Raw genomic sequence first — 17028 nt, forward strand, 5'->3', positions numbered from 1 at the left:
ACCATGGTGGGCCTGCCGGTCGCCGGCTCGCCCCCGCCTCCGCACTCCGGCCCGCCCGCCTACTCCGGCCCGCCGGCACCGCAGGCCCCCGGCCAGCAGCCGCAGTCTCCGGGTCAGCCGCAGGCCCCGGGCCAGCCCTCGCAGACTCCGGGTCAGCAGCAGGGCCCGGGTCAGCAGCCGCAGGGGCCCGGCCAGCAGCACTGGGGTCCGGCCGCTCCGCAGCAGTACCAGCCCGGGGCGCGTTATCCCGCCGGGCCCTGGTACCCGAGCCAGCCCGGCTGGGCCGCCCAGGCCCAGCAGAGCCCCTCCGGCGGGTACCCCGGATACCAGTCCGGACAGCCGGGCACCCCTGGCTACCAGTCCGGACAGCCGGGTGTCCCCGGCTACCCCGGCCAACAGCCGCCCTGGGCGGCGCCGCAGTCCGGCGGGCCGCGTCCGGGCCGGATCGCCAAGTTCGTCGGTGCCGGGGTCGCGGTGTTCGCCCTGATGCTCGGCAGCGGTGTGGCCGGTGGAACCCTGGCCCTGGCGCTCAGTGACGGCGGTTCGATCACCCGTACCTTCTCCGCCGCCCCGGTTATCGACGGGGCCGACCTGCCGCGCATCGCCGCCTCCGTGCAGGACAGCGTGGTGTCGATCAGCACCGGCAGTGGCGAGGGCTCCGGGGTGGTCCTCACCGCCGACGGCTACGTGCTGACCAACAACCATGTGATCGCCGGGGGCGGTGACACCGTACGGGTGATCTTCGCCAACGGCACCAACGCCCAGGCGCAGATCATCGGCACCGACCCGAGGACCGACCTGGCGGTGGTGAAGGCCAACGGGGTGACCGACCTCAAGGCGGCCACCTTCGGCGACAGTGACGCCATGCAGGTCGGTGACCAGGTGCTGGCCCTGGGTAGTCCGCTGGGTCTGCAGGGCTCGGTGACCGCCGGCATCCTCAGCGCCCGGGACCGCACCATCCAGGCCGGCAGCGGTGAGCGGCTGCCCGGTCAGGCGGTCAGCTCGATCTCCGGGCTGCTCCAGACCGATGCCCCGATCAACCCCGGTAACTCCGGTGGGGCCCTGGTCAACACCCGGGGTGAGGTGATCGGCATCAACACCGCGATCGCCACCGCCGGGCAGGGCAACACCGGCAACATCGGTGTCGGTTTCGCCATCCCGAGCAACAAGGCCAAGGACATCGCGGACAAACTTCAGCGACGTGAGAAGATCAGTCATCCGTCGCTCGGAGTGAGCGTGACCGGCACCACCGAAGGCGGAGCGCTCATCAACGCTGTCGCGCCCGGCAGCGCGGCGGAGCGGGCCGGGCTGGAACGCGGCGACGTGATCATCCGGTTCGGTGACAAGGTGATCAATGACTCGAACGATCTGGTCGGTGCGGTACAGGCCGGCAAGGTCGGTGATCAGGTCGAGGTGACCTTCCAGCGAAATGGTGCCGAGTCGACGGCAACCGTGACGCTCGCTGAAGCGTCATAGTTCAAAGACCTGCCTCCCTACCGGGCGGCGGGTGGCGTGGCCAAGGGGGTTGGTCGCGGCACCCGCCGCCCATTTTCCTCTCTTCACCCGAACCGGATGAGCCCGGCTCACCCCGGCCCCGGGCAGCCTCGGCGGAGCGGACCGCGAGACCTGGGGGTGCCATGACCCCACACCGTCACCTGCCGGTGGGCAGCGGTCCGGGGCGTACCAGCGGTGTCCGGTTTGCCGGTGCCCCGATGCGGGAAACCGCCGCGACCCGGCCTCGCGGAAGCAGGGCGGACCGGGCCGACCCACAGACCGACGGGGAGGACTCGTGGCCCACAACCACGCTGCGGGCGTACGCCAGCTGCGGATCGCGATGGTGGTGCCGCCCTGGCTGTCGGTGCCCCCGCCCGGCTACGGCGGGTTGGAGCAGGTGGTGGCCGGCCTGGTGGACGCCCTGGTCGATCGGGGCCACGCGGTGACGTTGATGGGCGCCGGTGACGAACACGGCACCAGCGGCGATTTCCTGGCCACCCTGGACGAGTTGCAGTACGACCGGTTGGGCGAGTCCCTGCCCGAGTTGGCCCACCTGGCCCGGGTAAACCACCTGATCAGCCCGGCCGACTTCGACCTGGTCCACGACCACAGCACCATCGGCCCCCTGGTCGCCGGTCGGCGCGAGGTACCCACCCTGGCCACCGTGCACGGCAACCCGGTGGGGGAGTACGGCACCGTGCTCAGCGACACCGACCGGGGGGTGGGTCTGGTGGCCATCTCGCACGCCCAACGTCGGCTGAACCCCCGCCTGCCCTGGGTCGGCACGGTGCACAACGCGATGGAGGTCGGCAACTTCCCGCGCAAGCGGGAACCCGGTCAGGGGCCGGTGCTGTGGCTGGCCCGGTTCAGCCCGGACAAGGGACCGGAGTTGGCCATCGAGGCGTGCCGGGCGGCGGGCCTGCCGCTGGTGCTGGCCGGCAAGTGCAGCGAACCCGTCGAGCAGCGTTACTACCGTGAGGTCATCACTCCGCTGCTGGGCCCGGATGTCACAGTCGTTCTCGGTGCCGACCGGGAGGCCGTGCTGAACCTGCTGGTGCAGGCTCGGTGCCTGATCATGCCGATCCAGTGGGAGGAGCCGTTCGGCATCGTGATGCTGGAGGCGATGGCCACCGGCACCCCGGTGGTCGCCCTGCACCGGGGGGCGGTGCCGGAACTGGTCCGGCCCGGTGTGACCGGGCTGATCTGCCGGCGTCCCGAGGAGTTGCCGGCGGCCCTTCGTGAAGCCCCACACCTGGATCCGGCCGAGTGTGTGGCCCATGTCGCGCGGACCTTCTCCGTCGAGCGGATGGCCGCCGGGTACGAGGAGGTGTACCAGCGCTTTCTGGTGGCGGCCCCGCCTAGGTCGGCGATACCGGAGCCGGCCCGAATCACCCCGGGCTGACCGGCGACGTCCCGGGTCAGACCTGGGCGGCGCTCAGCGCCGTGATCGCCTCCTCCAGTTGCCGCGCGTACGCCGGGCTGAGCCCTTCCTCCCGCAGCCGGGTGGACACTTTCTCGCGTAGCCGCGCGACGCCGGGGCCGAGTTCTCCCTCGCCCAGGCTGACCGCCCGGGTGAGGTTGCGCAGTTCGTTGCGCAGGTCCAGGCCGACGTCCTCCCGGATGCCACCGTCGGCCAGCCCTGCCCCGATGATGTTCTCCAGCCGGTTCGCCGCCTCCACCAGGGTGTCCCGGGTCGTCGGCGCGGCCGAGGGGGCCACGGTCGGTGTCGGCGCGGGGGTGGGACTTGACGGCGGGACAGCCGACGGCCGTGGGCTGGGAGTCTCCGTGGCCGGTGGGGTCGGTTCGGCCGAGCCGGTCGGCTCGGTGGTCGGCAGGGCGGTGGGGGGATCGGGGTCGTCCGGCCACAGCGCCGGCACCACCAGGGCCGCCCCGACGAGCAGCACCAGCACCGCGAGCACCGGCACCAGCCACGACCGGCGCCGGTCGCCGGCCTCCGTCGGCGGACCGCCGGGCCCGTCCGGGGGCCCGGCCGGTGCGGCCCCGGCAGCGGGCGACTGGGGTACGGCCGCCACCTGAGCCGTGGCCGCCCCCGGCGCGCTGGCGGGAGTCCCGGCGTACCCGGCCCCGGCGGTCACCGGCACCGCGACCGCGGGCGGGGCGACCGTGGGGGCACGCATCGTCAGGCTCTGGGGGTCGGCGGGCTGCAACTGTTCCCGCAGCACGGTGGCCACCTGGCGGGCGGTGGGCCGGTCGGTCGGCTCCCGGGACAGGCAGCGCAGGCAGATGTCGGCTACCGCCGGCGGCAACCCGGGCACCTCGGTGAGGGTGGGTGGCGGGCGTTCGGCCAGGGCTACGGTGAGTTCCTCCCAGGTCTCCGCCGGGTACGGCACCCGACCGGTCAACGCCTCGTGCAGCAGTACGCCCAGGGAGTAGACATCGGTGGCCGGCTGGGCCGGGGCCCCGTCCAGTCGCTCCGGGGCGACATAGGCCGGGGTGCCGAAGGTGGCGCCGTCCTCGTCGTCGTCCGGGGCCCCGATTCGGGTGGCGATGCCGAAGTCGAGCACCTTGGCCCCGACCTGGGTCATCATCACGTTGGCCGTGGTGACGTCCCGGTGCACGATGCCCAGCCGGTGCGCGGCGGCCAGGGCGTCGGCTACCTGGGCGGCGATCTCGACCGCCTCCGGCCAGGGCAGCGGACCCTCGGTGAGCCGGAACTCCAGTTCCTCGCCGGAGAGCAGTTCCATCACCACGAAGGAGGTGATGGTGCCGTCCGGTGACACGGTCTCGCCGTAGTCGTGGACCGAGGTCACATGTGGATGGACCAGTTGCGCGGCGGCCCGGGCCTCCTCCCGCACCATGTCCCGGAACCGGGCGTCGGCGGCCAGGGAGGGGGCGAGGACCTTCAGCGCCACCACCCGGTCGAGGACCTCGTCGTGGGCTCGCCAGATGACCGACATGCCGCCGGCACCGATCTGATCGATCAGCCGGTACCGGGTGGCCAGCAACCGGCCGGGCTGCAGTGCCGGCTTCACGTTTTGCACCTGCCTCATAGCGGGGAGCGGTATCAGGTTGCGCGAATGTTCCCGCCCTGTCAACGGGCGCGGACCGGCACCGCCTGGCGTACCAGGGTGAATGGGTAGCGGCGCGGGCGTGCCAGGATGAAGGGCATGGGGCGGGGACCGGTGGCGTTCGTGCTCGGCGGCGGGGGAGTGCTCGGCGCGGTCGAGGTGGGCATGTTGCGTGCGCTGTTCCGGGCGCGGATCCGCCCGGACCTGGTGCTGGGCACCTCGATCGGGGCGGTCAACGGCGCCCTGGTGGCCGCCGACCCCACCGAGGCGGTCACCGACCGGCTGGTCCGGCTCTGGGCCTCACCGGAGGCCAGCGAGGTGTACGGCGACTCGGTGGCCCGACAGCTGCGTCGCTTCGCGGCCCGTACCCACCTGCACTCGCCCCGCCCCTTGCGCAAGCTGCTGGAGAGCGAACTGGGTGCGGAGACCACCTTCGCCGACCTGAAGATCCCCTTCCGCTGCTGCGCGGCGAACATCGAGCGGGCCGCCGAGCACTGGTTCGTCAGCGGTCCGGTGGTGCCGGCCGTGCTCGCCTCGGCCTCCGTGCCGGGGCTGCTGCCGCCGGCCCGCATCGGCGACCAGCACTATGTCGACGGTGGAATCGTCAACTCGATCCCGATCGGGGAGGCGGTAGCGGCGGGCGCCACCCGCATCTTCGTACTCCAGGTGGGTCGGATCGAGCGGGCCCTGACCCCGCCCCGGCGCCCCTGGGAGATCGCCCAGGTGGCGTTCGAGATCGCCCGCCGACACCGGTTCGCCCGGGAGATGGCCGCCCTGCCCGAGGGGGTGGAGGTGCACGTGCTGCCGACCGGCGGCCTGGAGCCGCGCGACGACACCCCCTGGGCCTACCGGGACATGGCAGCGGTGGGTCGGCGGATCAGTCGCGCCTACGCGGCCTCCCGGCACTACCTGGCGAACCTGGACCGCTGATGCCGCTTCCGCCCAGGTGGCTGCGTCGGTTGGTGCTGGCGCCCGGCCTGGTGCTGCTGGCCGTGCTGCTGGTGGTCACGGTGCCCCTCTGGGCCCTGCTGGCCCTGGTCGCCTCGCCGTTCGTACCCGGACGGTTGCGTCCGCTGCGACTGCTCTGGCTGGGCCTGCTCTACCTGCTCTGGGACGCGGCCGCGCTGATCTGCCTGTTCGCCCTCTGGGTGGCGGCCGGGTTCGGCACCCGGGTGCACACCCCGGCCTTCCAGCGTGCCCACTACGTGTTGGCGGGCTGGTTCCTGCGGGTGTTCTTCTGGCAGGCCCGGTGGACGCTGCGGCTGAACATCGAGGTGGTCGGCACCGACCCGGACACCGCCCTGCCGGGCCGTCCGGAGCTGGTGGTCAGTCGGCACGCCGGGCCGGGTGACTCGTTCATCCTGATCCACGCCCTGGTGAACTGGTTCCAGCGGGAGCCACGGATCGTCCTCAAGGACACCCTCCAGTGGGATCCGGCGATCGACGTGCTGCTCAACCGGCTGCCGAGTCGCTTCATCGCACCCGGCCGCGACGGTCGGGGGTCGGTCAGCGAGCAGGTCGGGCACCTGGCCACCGGGCTGGACGACGACGACGCCTTCGTGATCTTCCCCGAGGGGGGCAACTTCACCCCCAGACGCCGGGTGCGGGCCATCGAGCGGCTGCGGGACCTGGGGCACCATCGGATGGCGCGCAAGGCCGAGGCCATGCGGCACGTACTCGCCCCGCAGCCCGGTGGACTGCTGGCGGCACTGGACGCCGCCCCGGACGCCGGGGTGATCTTCGTGGCGCACACCGGTCTGGACAAGATGCTCACGGTCGCCGACGTGTGGCGGGAACTGCCGATGGACAAGCAACTGCTGATGCGGTTCTGGTCGGTGCCGCCGGAGGAGATCCCGAGCGAGCGGCAGCAACGCATCGACTGGTTGTACGACTGGTGGAGTCGAATTGACGAGTGGGTCGCCGCGAACCGCGACGGCGCCGCGTAGGGTTCGTGAATGGACCAGATCAGCGTGGTGACGACCGTGGTCGACGCGCGTTCGGTCGCGGACCTGTTGGCCGCCGCCGCCGTGGCCGGACGGCTGGCGGCCTGCGCGCAGGTGGGCGGCCAGGTGGAGAGCACCTACTGGTGGCGGGGCGGGGTGGAGACGAGCACCGAATGGTCGGTGCAGTTCAAGACCGCGCCGGACCGGGCCGGCGCCCTGGTGGAGCAGATCCGGGCCAGTCATCCGTACGAGGTGCCGGAGATTCTGGTCAGTCAGGTGGACTGCGGCAACCCCGAGTACGCCGCCTGGGTGTACGAGCACAGCCGCCCCTGAGTACCTGGGCTCTGGTGCACCCGGCCAGGTAGGTCAAAGATGGCTGCGTGACTGCCTACCCCTGCCCGGCGTGCGGCGCGTCGGCGAACCTCACCTCGGGTTGTTCCGGCTGCGGCCGGCCGCCCTACCCGGCCGCCGCCGAGGTGATCCGGCTGGACCAGGAGATCGTCCAACTCGGTACCCAGACCCAGCGGGCCCGGGCGGCGTACGAGGAGCTCAGCGGTCGGCTGGTGGTGGCCCAACGGCGCCGCTCCGAGCTGGCCGCCGCGATCCGCACCGAGTTCCCGGTCATGGCTGTGGCCCGGGCAGGTACGCCGGTCACCCACCCCGGTGCCGAATCGGCGGCTCCGCACGCCGTGGTGCCGGTACCGGACGCCGTGACGCCGGTCGGGCCCCTCGGGTGGCCCGGCATGAGCCCGGTCGACCCGGCGGCAACCGTCCCGGGTGGGGCGGAGGCCTCGACCCGGACCGTGCAGGGGCTGCTGTTCACCCTCGGTGGACTGCTGCTGGGCACCGCGGTGACGGTGTTCACGGCGGTGGCCTGGGCCTCCGTGGGGGTCTCCGGCCGGGCCCTGATCCTGCTGGCCCTGACCATGCTGCTGCTCGCCGTGCCGCTGGTGGCGCGCTGGCGTGGGCTGCGGGGCACCGCGGAGACCTTCGCCGCCGTCGGGCTCCTGCTGGTGGTGCTCGACGGGTACGCCGCCTGGTCGGTGGACCTGGGCGGGGTGACCGACTGGCCGGGCAGCATGTACGCCGCCCTGGTGGCGGCCGTCACCGCGGCCCTGGCCGCCGGGTACGCCCGGCTGAGCAGGCTGACCGTGCCCTGGTTCGCCGCCCTGCTGGCGGTGCAGCCGGTGCTGCCGTTGGTGACCGCCGAGGCCCGGCCGGGTACGGCCGCCCTGTCGGTGGTCTTCCTCGGGGTGGCCCTGATCAACCTGGCGGTGGTGGTCACCCTGCGGCACCGCAGCGGTGAGGTCGCGGGCGAGAGGGCCACGACGAACTCGCCGATGCGGATCGCCGGCCAGGTGGTCGCCGGGGTCGGGTACCTCGTGGCGCTGCTGCTGGCCGCGAGCGCCGCGCTGATGACCCTGCAGTCCGGCGAGGCCGGTGGGCTGGCGGTGCTGGCCGGGGTGCCGATGCTGCTGGTGGCGCTGACCCTGTTCGGTACGGCCCTGCTGCTCGGCGGGTCGACCCCGCGGGCGGTGACGGCCGGTCTCCTGGTGCCGGCCCTGGCCCTGGCCCTGATCCGCCCGGTCGCGGAGCTGCGGGAGTCGGTGCTGTTGGTGGTGTCGGCACTGGTGGTGGCGGCGCTGGCCGGTGCGGTGCGGCTGCTTCCGGTGGATTGGCGGCCCGGTCCCCGCATCGGTGCCATCGTGGTGGCTGTCGTAGCGACGCTGTTCACCGGGCTGTGGGTGCTGATGCGGGCCGGTTCCACCGTGGTCCGGTCGTTGCCACCCTGGGAGGGAGCCGATGCCGGGCCGGTCTTCGCCTGGGGCTGGCAGTTGCCGGTGGCGGTGGCGTTGAGTGCGGGGACCCTGGCCTGGCTGCTGCCCCGGGCCTTCCGGTCGACGGTCGTGGCGATCGGTGTCGCCGCCACCGTGCTCGCCCTGCCGACGGCCTGGGCGACGCCCTGGCCGGCCGTGGTCGCCCTCGACCTGGTGGTCGCCGTGGCGATGCTGGTCGCCGTGCTGGTCCGTCCGGTGGGCGGAGCGACGGTGGCTGCCACCGCCTCGGCGGCGGCCGGGCTGCTCGGGCACGGGCTGCTGGTCGGCCTGGCCGCCCCGGCCGGGGCCGGTGCGGCCTGTGCGGTGGTGCTGCTGGCCGGTCTGGGGGTGGCCGCCGTGGGTCGCCGGGGCAGCTCCGCGCACCGGGTGGTGGCCGGGTGCGCCCTGCTGGCGGCGGTGCTCGTGGTGCCGGCCGGCGCGGCGATCGCGCTGATCGGCGCGGGTGCGCCGCCCTGGTGGCAGTCCCGGGCGACCCTGGCCGCCCTGGCCCTGCCGGCGGTCGCCCTGGTCCTCTTCCGTGGACGCTGGACCGATCTGCGGGTGTACGCCACCACCGGTCTGGCCCTGGCGGCGACCCTGACCGCTCTCGGGTCGATCGTCGTACCGGCCGAGGAGCCCCTGTCCTTCTATGCGGCGGGAGGGGCGCTGCTGCTGGCGGTGGCCGGATTCCGGTCCCGTCACTCGGTCCCGTTGTGGGTGGCCGGTCTGGGCCTGACCGCCGTGGCGGTCCTGGCCGCCCTCCCGGTCTCCCTGAAGGCGCTGGTGACCCCGTACGGGCCGCCGCCCGCGGTCTGGTCCGGTGCGCCCGAGGTGCGGGCGGTGGCGGGTGCGGTGCCGGTCGGCCTGGCCCTGGTGCTGTTGGCCCTGGCGGCGGTGTTGGTGACCTGGCCGAACGGCCGGGCCGGGCGGTGGCGTCGCGCCGCCACCGTGCTGCCCTTCCTGGCCTTCGCCGGGACGGTGCTGCTGGTGGCCGCCGGTGCACCCTGGCCGGCGGTGCCGACCACCGGGCTGGTCGTCGGGGTGGTGCTGCTGCTGATCGTGGCGGTGCGGCCGGTCGGGGCCACCTTCGCCGGGGTGGGTGTGCCGGTGGGACTGGTGCTGATCGGGGCCGGACTGCTCAACCTTCAGGCCACCCGGGCCGGGACCCTGTCCGGGCTGGGGCTGCTGGCGGTGGCGGCGACCGTGGCCGCAGCGAGCGCCCGACGCTTCACGATGCGGATGGCCGGTTGGCTGATCGCGGTGGCCTCGACGACCGGTTTCGCGATCACCGCCCCGCTGGCCGCCGGGCAGCCGCTGCGGGTGGCGGCCTTCGCGGTGCTGGGGGTGGCCGCCGTCGCCCTGGCGCTGGCCGCGATCGTGCCGGCCCGCGCCGCCGCAGGCGGGCCGGCCGGGCAGGTGGCCCTGCTGGGCCGCAGCCTGGACGCCGCCGCCCAGACGGTGGCGCTGATCGCCCTCCTGCTCACCAGCGGTGCCGCCCGGCACGCCGCCACGCTCTGCGTGCTCTGGGCCCTGGTGGTCGGGCTGCGGCTGCTGCGCCGGGACGAGTCGAGGGCCCTGCGGTGGGGCTTCGCCACGATCTCCGGCGGCAGCGTGCTGCTGGCCAGTTGGCTGCTGCTGGCGGCCGGTGGGGTGACCCTGCTGGAGGCGTACACGGTGCCGCTGGCACTGCTGGCGCTCGCTGCGGGTGCGGTGGCGTTGCGTACCCGACCGGGGTTGACGAGTTGGCTGGCGCTCGGCCCCGGCCTGGCCGCGATGCTGCTGCCCACCCTGGTCACGGTGCTGTTCGGCCCGGACCCGCAGCCCTGGCGGCGGCTGCTGCTGGGCGCCGCCGCCCTGGCGGTCACCCTGCTGGGGGCGGTCCGGCGCTGGCAGGCCCCGGTGGTGCTCGGCGGGTTGACCCTGGCCGTGCTGGCCCTGCACGAGCTGGTGCGCAGTTGGGACCTGCTGCCCCGGTTTGTATACCTCGGCGTGGCCGGGCTGGCCCTGATCGCGCTGGCGACCACCTACGAGCGCCGCCGTCGTGACCTGATGCGCCTGCGGGCCACGGTGGGCCGGATGAGCTGAGGAGGGGCGCTCACCGATCGATCCTTGCTGCTCGGCGTCGTGGGCAAGGTCAGCGGTAGGGTCGGGCCCATGGCAGAGGTGCTCACCGCTGAGGCGGTACGAGACGAGCTGGGTCAGCTGGCGGGCTGGTCGTACGACTCCACCGGGATCACCCGCACCGTGGAGCTGGCCGGTTTCCCGGACGCCATCGGGCTGGTCGACCGGGTCGCCGTGACGGCCGAGGAGCTGGACCATCACCCGGACATCGACATCCGCTGGCGTACGGTCACCTTCCGCTGCGTGACCCATTCGGCCGGCGGGGTCACCGGGCGGGACATCGAGTTGGCTCGGCGGATCGACGAGATCGTGGGAGGGCCCCGATGAGGTTCGAGATCAGCAAGGTGCTGGACGCCATCGAGGGACGGGTCTGCACCGATCCGCAGCTGGTCCGCGCGGTGGTCGATCTGGCCGAGATCATCCGGTATCAGGACCTGGATGGTGGCCGCCCGGCCAACACCCTGCGCCTCGGCATGGTCATCGACGCCCTGGCGCGCAGCCTGGAGGAGGACACCGTCCCGGTCTACGCGGTGGTGCACCGGGGGGTGCTCTCCGACGCCGACCTGACCTCCAACGAGCGGATGGTGGTGCGTCGCTGGGCCGACGACGGCCTGGTCGAGGTCCTGGACAACCCCGGTGACCGGATGCTGGAGGTGGCCGACCTGCTGGGCCTGCCGGTGCTCAGCCGGGTGCGCTTCGACGGCCTGCGGGGGCGGTTCCCGTGGCTGGCCGAGCAGCCCGGTCGGGTGGTGGCCCCGGTACCGGGGGCCGGCGGGCCGGTCTTCATCGCCCATGTCGGTGGTGGCCACACCCCGGCGGCCGGGCCACCCGCCCCGTTCGCGGCGCAACTGCTCGCGCGGCAGTGGCGCTGCTCCGAGTCCGGGTGCAACCTGTTCGGCGGTGGGGGCGGCGGCGGGGCCTTCGCCGACCTGGCCCGGGTGGACCGCGCCCCGGCCGGTCAGCCGCCGCCGTCGCTGCGCAACGGCGTACCGACCTGCCCCCGGCACGGCGCCCGACTGCGGGACGCCGGTCCCCGCCCCCGCAGCGAGGTCCTGGCGGTACGGGTCGGTGGGCTGATCCGACGCCGGTTCGTCCTGACCGAGGAGCAGCCGGTGCTGGTCGGCCGGGCCCCGGAGGGCACCGGCGGCATCACCCTCGGGCAGTGGCTCAACGACGAGGCCCGCCGCTGGATCAGCCGCAGCCACCTGCGGTTGGAGCTGCGCGGCGACGAGGTGGTGGTCACCGACGTGAGCACCAACGGCTCCGGCATCCGCCCGACCGCCTCGATGGCGGAGGCGGACCGTATCCCGCTGGCCCCGCAACAGTCCCGGGTGCTGGCCAACGGGGACATGGTGGAGCTGTACCCGGGGGTGCAGCTGGGTCGCCCGGCCGAACTGCCGGCGGGTGCGCCGTACAACCCCGACTCGGTGATGTCCGAGGCCCCGACGATGGCGATGCGCCTGCCCCGCTGAGACGCCCCGACGCGGGTGGGGCCGGGACCTGGCACCCACCCCGTCGGTTCGGCTGCTCAGCCCGCCAGGACGGCCGCCAACTGGTCGAGGGCGTGGTCGATCTCCTCGGCGGTGATGGTCAACGGCGGGGCCAGCCGGATGGTCGAGCCGTGGGTGTCCTTGGCCAGTACCCCGCGTTCCATCAGCCGCTCACAGGCCTCCCGGCCGCTCATCAGCGCCGGGTCGATGTCCAACCCGGCCCACAGACCCCGGCCGCGTACGGCGACCAGGCCCTTGCTGATCAGGGCGCGCAACCCGGCGTGCAGCCGCTCGCCCAGTTCGGTCGAGCGGCGCTGGAACTCGCCGGTGGCCAGGAGCCGGACCACCTCGGTGGCCACCGCGCAGGCCAGCGGGTTGCCGCCGAAGGTGGAGCCGTGCTGGCCCGGCTGGAGCACCCCGAGCACCTCGGCGTCGGCCGCCACCGCGGAGACCGGCACGATGCCCCCGCCGAGGGCCTTGCCCAGCAGGTACATGTCCGGCACGACCCCCTCCTGCTGGCAGGCGAAGGTGGCCCCGGTACGCCCCAGACCCGACTGGATCTCGTCGGCGATGAACAGCACGTTGCGCTCCGTGCAGAGCTGCCGCACCCCGGGCAGGTAGCCGTTCGGGGGCACCACCACACCCTGCTCGCCCTGGATCGGTTCCAGCAGCACCGCCACGGTGGTCTCGTCGACCGCCTCGGCCAGCGCGGTCAGGTCGCCGTACGGGACGATCTTGAAACCCGGGGTGTACGGCCCGAAGTCGGCGCGGGCGTCGTCATCGGTGGAGAAGCTCACGATGGTGGTCGTACGCCCGTGGAAGTTGCCCTCCGCGACCACGATGGTGGCCTGACCGGCCGGTACCCCCTTGACCTGGTAGCCCCACTTGCGGGCCACCTTGATCCCGGTCTCCACGGCCTCGGCCCCGGTGTTCATCGGCAGCACCAGGTCCTTGCCGCACAGGGCGGCCAGTTCCCGGCAGAAGTCGGCGAACTGGTCGTGGATGAAGGCCCGGCTGGTCAGGGTCAGCTTGTCGAGCTGGGCGTGGGCGGCGGCGATCAGGGCCGGGTGGCGGTGACCGAAGTTCAACGCCGAGTAGCCGGCCAGGCAGTCCAGGTAGCGCCGGCCGTCCACGTCGGTGACCCAGGCACCCTCGGCGGAGGCGATCACCACCGGCAGGGGGTGGTAGTTGTGCGCGGTGTGGCGCTGCGCCTCCTGCACCGCGGCCGGGGTCCGCAGCATGTCCTCGATCATCGGCTCGCCTTTCCCTGACGCAGTCGCAACGTGCAGCACTTCGGTCCACCGCCGGCCTTGCGCAGCTCGGACAGGTCGACCCCGATGGTCTGGTAGCCCCGGTCCCGCAGCTTGGCGGCCAGGCCGGTGGCCTGCACGGGCAGCACCACATGCCGGCCGTCGCTGACCGCGTTGAGGCCGAGCACCTCGGCGTCGGCCATGGTGGCGTGCAGCGCGTCCGGGAAGAGTCGACGCAGCACCGCCTGGCTGCCGGGGGAGAAGGCCTCCGGCAGGTACGCCAGGGTCTGCTCGTCGAGCACGGTCAGCGCGGTGTCCAGGTGGTAGAAGCGGGGGTCGACCAACTGGAGGGTGATCACCGGGTAGCCGAAGACCTCCTGCAACTGGGCGTGGGAGGCGTGCGCGGTACGGAATCCGGTGCCGGCCAGCAGGTGGTCACCGGCCAGCAGGATGTCGCCCTCACCCTCGTTGACGTGCTTCGGGTCGTACAGCTCGAAGCCGGCCTCCTCGAACCAGGCGCGGTAGGCGGGGGCCTCGTCGGCGCGCTGCGGATCGCGGAACTGCACCGCCATGGCCTTGCCGTCGATCACGGTGCCGCCGTTGGCGGCGAAGACCATGTCCGGCAGGCCGGGCAGCGGGGTGATCTCCTCGACGGTGTGGCCCAGATCCCGGTAGACCTGCCGCAGCTGTTCCCACTGCCGGATGGCCAGTTCGGTGTCGACCGGGGCGGTCGGGTCCATCCAGGGGTTGATCGCGTAATCGACGGCGAAGTACGTCGGCCGGCACATCAGAAGGTGCTGGCGGGTGGCGTCCATCGTCATTGTCCTGCTCCCAGGGTCTCCGCGCGCCCTGGCCACGGTCGGCCCACGGGCTGGCGCGTGGTTCAACGCTATGCGGCCCCGACTCGCACGATCCACCGCAAAGTATTGCGATGAACGACTGTTCGTTGCGTGTGGTGGAGTTCCGGCGGCGGTTCGTTGCGTCGGCCTACTGGTCCCGTCGGCGGCGGGCGGAACCGGGGCCTGGACAGCGATCAGGGGCGGCGAAGTCGCCGCCCCTGACGAGGAGTGCGCCCGGCTGGTGAACCACCAGAACTGGTCGGGCTGTGGCCGGTAACTCGCCGGCCGGGCGCCGGTGCACCACCGGCGGGCCGAAATGTGCCCACTAGAAGCGATCGGCAAACTGTGAATCAAGCCACTCGCGGAAGCGTGCCACCAGGTCACCGTCGGTGCTCGGCCAGTCGTACATGCCGGTCATCGCCAGCACCCCGACGACCACCGCACCGAGGCCGAAGGCGATCCCCAGCAGGGCGTCGGACTTGCCGGCGATGTGCCGCCGCCGGGTGCTGATCATCCCTAGGACGGCGAGGATCGCGCCGATCGCGCCCAGGGCGATGCCGTAGCCGGCGAGGGTGCCGGTGAGCACGAACCCCAGCCCGGCCAGCCCGACCACCAGGCCGAAGGTGGCCAGCAGACTGGCCCGGGGCCGCGGCCCGACGGGGGCCGGCGGGGCATCCGGTGCCGACTCCCGGTCGGCGGTGCGGACCGGCCCGACGCCGTCGCGGTCCCGCTCGGTCTCGCGGGTGGTGTCCGGCGCGAGGGTGGTGTCCGAGGCGGTCACGGCGGGGGCCGCGGTGGCGGCGCGCGGGGCGGACCGGTCCGGGGTGGTGTGCTGGTCCAGGTCCGACCGGATGGCCGGTGGGGCGTTGCGGGCCCGACGGGAACCGTCGACCCCGGATCGGGCGGTGGCGGCCCGGGCGGCGGCCGCCCGTTCGTTGGGGGTGCGGTCCGCAGCAGCGGATCCCCGCGCCGCATCAGCGCCAGGCTCCGACCCGTCGGCGCGGACGTCCCTGCTCCGGGTGTCGGCCGTCCGGGCCTCCGTGCTCCGGGCGTCGGCCGTGCGGCTCTCCGGGCGGCGGGCCTCCGGGCTCCTGGTGTCGGTGTCCCGGGTGTCGGTGGCGACCGCGCCGCCCTGGTCGGTGTCCTCCTCGACCGTCGAGGGCGCGGGCTCCGTACGGCGCGACAGCGAAGGAAATCTCATGGCTGTACCTCCTGACAGGTGCGTGCGGGGTGCCGCGAGCCCCAGGAGTCGCCATCACCCACGCCTGATGTCCTCGGAGGTACCCAGCCATCCCGCTGCCGACACTCCCGTGCCCGGCAGTGCTCCTGACCAGCGGCTTTCCGCCCCAGCGCCGCCCCGGTCAGCGAGGGCGGGTGAAGGTGGCCAGCGCCGAGGTGAGCAGGGCCATCCGGCGAGGTCGGGAGACCAGGACGGGCCGGGTGCGTACGCACCGGACCAGGATCTCCACCGCCCGGTCGACCGAGATCATCAGGGGGCGTACCGGGCCCTTGGCCATCTTGGTGTCCACGAACCCGAACCGGACCGTGGTCACACTCACCCCCCGGTCACGCAGGGGCCGGGACAACCCCAGGAGGTACGACGACAGACCGGCCTTGCTTCCGGCGTAGCCGGGAGATCCGCTGGAGACCATCCGGTCGGCAAGGCTGGAGATCCCGATGAAGTGCCCCTCGCCGGCATCGATCATCCGGGGCACGACAGTGGCCACGGTGCGTACCGCACCCAACAGGTTCACCTCGAAGGTGTGGGTCTGCGCGGGCAGGTCGGCCAGGTCGATCGGCTCCCCGACCCCGGCGGCGTACACGCACAGGTCCACCCCGCCCAGTTCGTCGATCGCCTTGGCCAGCACCTCGGGGTAGTCCGACGCGGTCACGTCGACGGTGTGGTGGGTGTACGTGGGGACGTTTATGACGTTGTCCCGGCGGGACAGTCCGGCCACCCGCCACCCGTCGGCCAGCAGCCGCCGGGTGAAGGCCAACCCGATGCCGTCGCTGTTGCCGACCAGTACCGCACGGCGCACCCGATCCGTCATGTCCACCGTCCTCGTTGCCGCTGACCCACTGCTCAGAATGCCGTCGGCCCGACCGGCAATTGAACCAGACAGCCCGGCCGAATCGTTACCGTTCGGTAGTCGGATCCGGCCCCGCTGCGCCAACTCCCGGGCTCCGGGTGCCGGGCCCGATCCGAGTGAGGTTCCGCTGGCTACGCTTGGCAACCGTGCCAGAGGGACACACCATTCATCGCCTGGCGGCCCGGCACGCCGAGCTGTTCGCCGGGGACAAGGTCCTCGCCGCCAGCCCGCAGGGCCGGTTCGCCGAGGGAGCCGCCCTGCTCTCCGGCAGCGTGCTGGAGGGCACCGAGGCGTACGGCAAGCACCTGCTGCACCACTACGCCGGTGAGCGGATCCTGCACGTGCACCTGGGCCTGTACGGCAAGGTGACCGACGGTGCGGGTGAGCCGCCGGAGCCGGTGGGGCAGATCCGACTGAGGTTGACCAGTGACCGGCACTGGTTCGACCTGCGCGGGCCGACCGCCTGCGAACTGCTGACCCCACCCGAGGCGGCGACCTTACGCGCCCGCCTGGGCCCCGACCCGCTGCGCCCCGACGCCGACCCCCAGCGGGGGTACGACCGGATCTCCCGCAGCTCGACCCCCCTGGCGGCACTGCTGCTGAACCAGGCCGTGGTGGCCGGCACCGGGCTGATCTTCGTGACGGAGGCCCTGTTCCGGGCCGGACTGCCGCCCACCCTGCCCGGCCGGGCGTTGACCCGCCCCGACTGGGCGGCCCTCTGGGCCGACCTGGTGGAGCTGATGAGGCTGGCGGTGACCACCGGCCGGATCGACACCGTCCGGGCCGAGCACCTGCCCGAGGCGATGGGCCGCCCGGCCCGGGTGGACCGGCACGGGGGAGAGGTGTACGTCTACCGCCGCCCCGGCCAGCCCTGCCACATCTGCGCCACCCCGATCAGCCGAGGCACCATCGCCGCCCGCAACCTCTACTGGTGCCCCCGCTGCCAGCGGTGAGG

The 17028-nt window shown here is 73.2% G+C and carries 14 protein-coding genes; 9 read left to right on the plus strand and 5 right to left on the minus strand.

Translation table 11 applies throughout. The features are described 5' to 3' along the window. The first annotated feature begins 3 nt into the window (after window positions 1-3). Both OIE53_RS27030 and OIE53_RS27035 read left to right on the plus strand, forming a co-directional pair. A complete protein-coding gene (locus OIE53_RS27030; protein ID WP_442791411.1) occupies window positions 4-1476 on the plus strand; it encodes a trypsin-like peptidase domain-containing protein in 1473 nt (490 codons plus the stop codon). Window positions 1477-1834: 358 nt separating this feature from the next. Continuing rightward, window positions 1835-2896 carry a glycosyltransferase family 4 protein gene (locus OIE53_RS27035; RefSeq protein WP_327027443.1) on the plus strand — a complete coding sequence of 354 codons (1062 nt, stop codon included), beginning with the start codon at window positions 1835-1837 and terminating at the stop codon, window positions 2894-2896. Window positions 2897-2912: 16 nt separating this feature from the next. Here OIE53_RS27035 and OIE53_RS27040 read toward each other — a convergent pair whose 3' ends face one another. Beyond that, window positions 2913-4505 carry a protein kinase domain-containing protein gene (locus OIE53_RS27040; protein WP_393341332.1) on the minus strand — a complete coding sequence of 531 codons (1593 nt, stop codon included), beginning with the start codon at window positions 4503-4505 and terminating at the stop codon, window positions 2913-2915. Between the two features lie 117 nt (window positions 4506-4622). Between OIE53_RS27040 and OIE53_RS27045 the strand changes: the two genes are divergently transcribed. The 6 genes from OIE53_RS27045 (at window position 4623) to OIE53_RS27070 (ending at window position 11876) form a co-directional block, all read left to right on the plus strand. Further along, the gene (locus tag OIE53_RS27045) at window positions 4623-5453 is read left to right on the plus strand and encodes a patatin-like phospholipase family protein (protein ID WP_327024251.1); all 831 of its coding nucleotides are present in this window, start codon (window positions 4623-4625) and stop codon (window positions 5451-5453) included. Next, the gene (locus OIE53_RS27050; protein WP_327024252.1) at window positions 5453-6469 is read left to right on the plus strand and encodes a 1-acyl-sn-glycerol-3-phosphate acyltransferase; all 1017 of its coding nucleotides are present in this window, start codon (window positions 5453-5455) and stop codon (window positions 6467-6469) included. Before OIE53_RS27045 ends, OIE53_RS27050 begins: the two co-directional genes overlap by 1 nt. 9 nt (window positions 6470-6478) lie before the next feature. Further along, complete coding sequence (gene cutA / locus OIE53_RS27055) at window positions 6479-6799, plus strand: divalent-cation tolerance protein CutA (protein WP_327024253.1); 321 nt, start codon at window positions 6479-6481, stop codon at window positions 6797-6799. 47 nt (window positions 6800-6846) lie between these two features. Beyond that, the gene (locus tag OIE53_RS27060) at window positions 6847-10368 is read left to right on the plus strand and encodes an SCO7613 C-terminal domain-containing membrane protein (RefSeq protein ID WP_327024254.1); all 3522 of its coding nucleotides are present in this window, start codon (window positions 6847-6849) and stop codon (window positions 10366-10368) included. 69 nt (window positions 10369-10437) lie between these two features. Then, window positions 10438-10731 carry a 4a-hydroxytetrahydrobiopterin dehydratase gene (locus OIE53_RS27065; protein ID WP_327024255.1) on the plus strand — a complete coding sequence of 98 codons (294 nt, stop codon included), beginning with the start codon at window positions 10438-10440 and terminating at the stop codon, window positions 10729-10731. After that, window positions 10728-11876, plus strand: coding sequence for an FHA domain-containing protein (locus OIE53_RS27070; protein WP_327024256.1), 1149 nt, complete (start codon window positions 10728-10730; stop codon window positions 11874-11876). Before OIE53_RS27065 ends, OIE53_RS27070 begins: the two co-directional genes overlap by 4 nt. Before the next feature lie 56 nt (window positions 11877-11932). Here OIE53_RS27070 and rocD read toward each other — a convergent pair whose 3' ends face one another. The 4 genes from rocD to OIE53_RS27090 all read right to left on the minus strand — a co-directional run bounded on the left by rocD (window position 11933) and on the right by OIE53_RS27090 (window position 16034). After that, on the minus strand, window positions 11933-13147 hold the full coding sequence (gene rocD / locus OIE53_RS27075) for an ornithine--oxo-acid transaminase (RefSeq protein ID WP_327024257.1): 1215 nt from the start codon (window positions 13145-13147) through the stop codon (window positions 11933-11935). Further along, window positions 13144-13959 carry a dimethylargininase gene (gene ddaH / locus OIE53_RS27080; protein WP_327027444.1) on the minus strand — a complete coding sequence of 272 codons (816 nt, stop codon included), beginning with the start codon at window positions 13957-13959 and terminating at the stop codon, window positions 13144-13146. Before ddaH ends, rocD begins: the two co-directional genes overlap by 4 nt. A gap of 349 nt (window positions 13960-14308) precedes the next feature. Further along, window positions 14309-15184: a UbiA family prenyltransferase gene (locus tag OIE53_RS27085; RefSeq protein ID WP_327024258.1), complete on the minus strand. Its 876-nt coding sequence runs from the start codon at window positions 15182-15184 to the stop codon at window positions 14309-14311. A 160-nt stretch (window positions 15185-15344) separates the two neighbouring features. Continuing rightward, on the minus strand, window positions 15345-16034 hold the full coding sequence (locus OIE53_RS27090) for an SDR family NAD(P)-dependent oxidoreductase (RefSeq protein WP_327024259.1): 690 nt from the start codon (window positions 16032-16034) through the stop codon (window positions 15345-15347). A gap of 185 nt (window positions 16035-16219) precedes the next feature. Here OIE53_RS27090 and OIE53_RS27095 point away from each other — a divergent pair, with 185 nt between their 5' ends. Continuing rightward, window positions 16220-17026, plus strand: a complete 807-nt coding sequence (locus OIE53_RS27095; RefSeq protein ID WP_327024260.1) for an Fpg/Nei family DNA glycosylase — start codon at window positions 16220-16222, stop codon at window positions 17024-17026. Window positions 17027-17028 lie beyond the last annotated feature (2 nt).

It is taken from the genome of Micromonospora sp. NBC_01739, from assembly GCF_035920385.1.
Taxonomy (GTDB): domain Bacteria; phylum Actinomycetota; class Actinomycetes; order Mycobacteriales; family Micromonosporaceae; genus Micromonospora.

Coding starts and splice junctions, on each gene's coding strand:
- ddaH (WP_327027444.1), bottom strand. CDS start 13,959: ATGGACGCCACCCGCCAGCACCTTCTGATGTGCCGGCCGACGTACTTC.
- OIE53_RS27035 (WP_327027443.1), top strand. CDS start 1,835: ATGGTGGTGCCGCCCTGGCTGTCGGTGCCCCCGCCCGGCTACGGCGGG.
- OIE53_RS27050 (WP_327024252.1), top strand. CDS start 5,453: ATGCCGCTTCCGCCCAGGTGGCTGCGTCGGTTGGTGCTGGCGCCCGGC.
- OIE53_RS27070 (WP_327024256.1), top strand. CDS start 10,728: ATGAGGTTCGAGATCAGCAAGGTGCTGGACGCCATCGAGGGACGGGTC.
- cutA (WP_327024253.1), top strand. CDS start 6,479: ATGGACCAGATCAGCGTGGTGACGACCGTGGTCGACGCGCGTTCGGTC.
- OIE53_RS27030 (WP_442791411.1), top strand. CDS start 4: ATGGTGGGCCTGCCGGTCGCCGGCTCGCCCCCGCCTCCGCACTCCGGC.
- OIE53_RS27065 (WP_327024255.1), top strand. CDS start 10,438: ATGGCAGAGGTGCTCACCGCTGAGGCGGTACGAGACGAGCTGGGTCAG.
- OIE53_RS27090 (WP_327024259.1), bottom strand. CDS start 16,034: ATGACGGATCGGGTGCGCCGTGCGGTACTGGTCGGCAACAGCGACGGC.
- OIE53_RS27045 (WP_327024251.1), top strand. CDS start 4,623: ATGGGGCGGGGACCGGTGGCGTTCGTGCTCGGCGGCGGGGGAGTGCTC.
- rocD (WP_327024257.1), bottom strand. CDS start 13,147: ATGATCGAGGACATGCTGCGGACCCCGGCCGCGGTGCAGGAGGCGCAG.
- OIE53_RS27040 (WP_393341332.1), bottom strand. CDS start 4,505: ATGAGGCAGGTGCAAAACGTGAAGCCGGCACTGCAGCCCGGCCGGTTG.
- OIE53_RS27085 (WP_327024258.1), bottom strand. CDS start 15,184: ATGAGATTTCCTTCGCTGTCGCGCCGTACGGAGCCCGCGCCCTCGACG.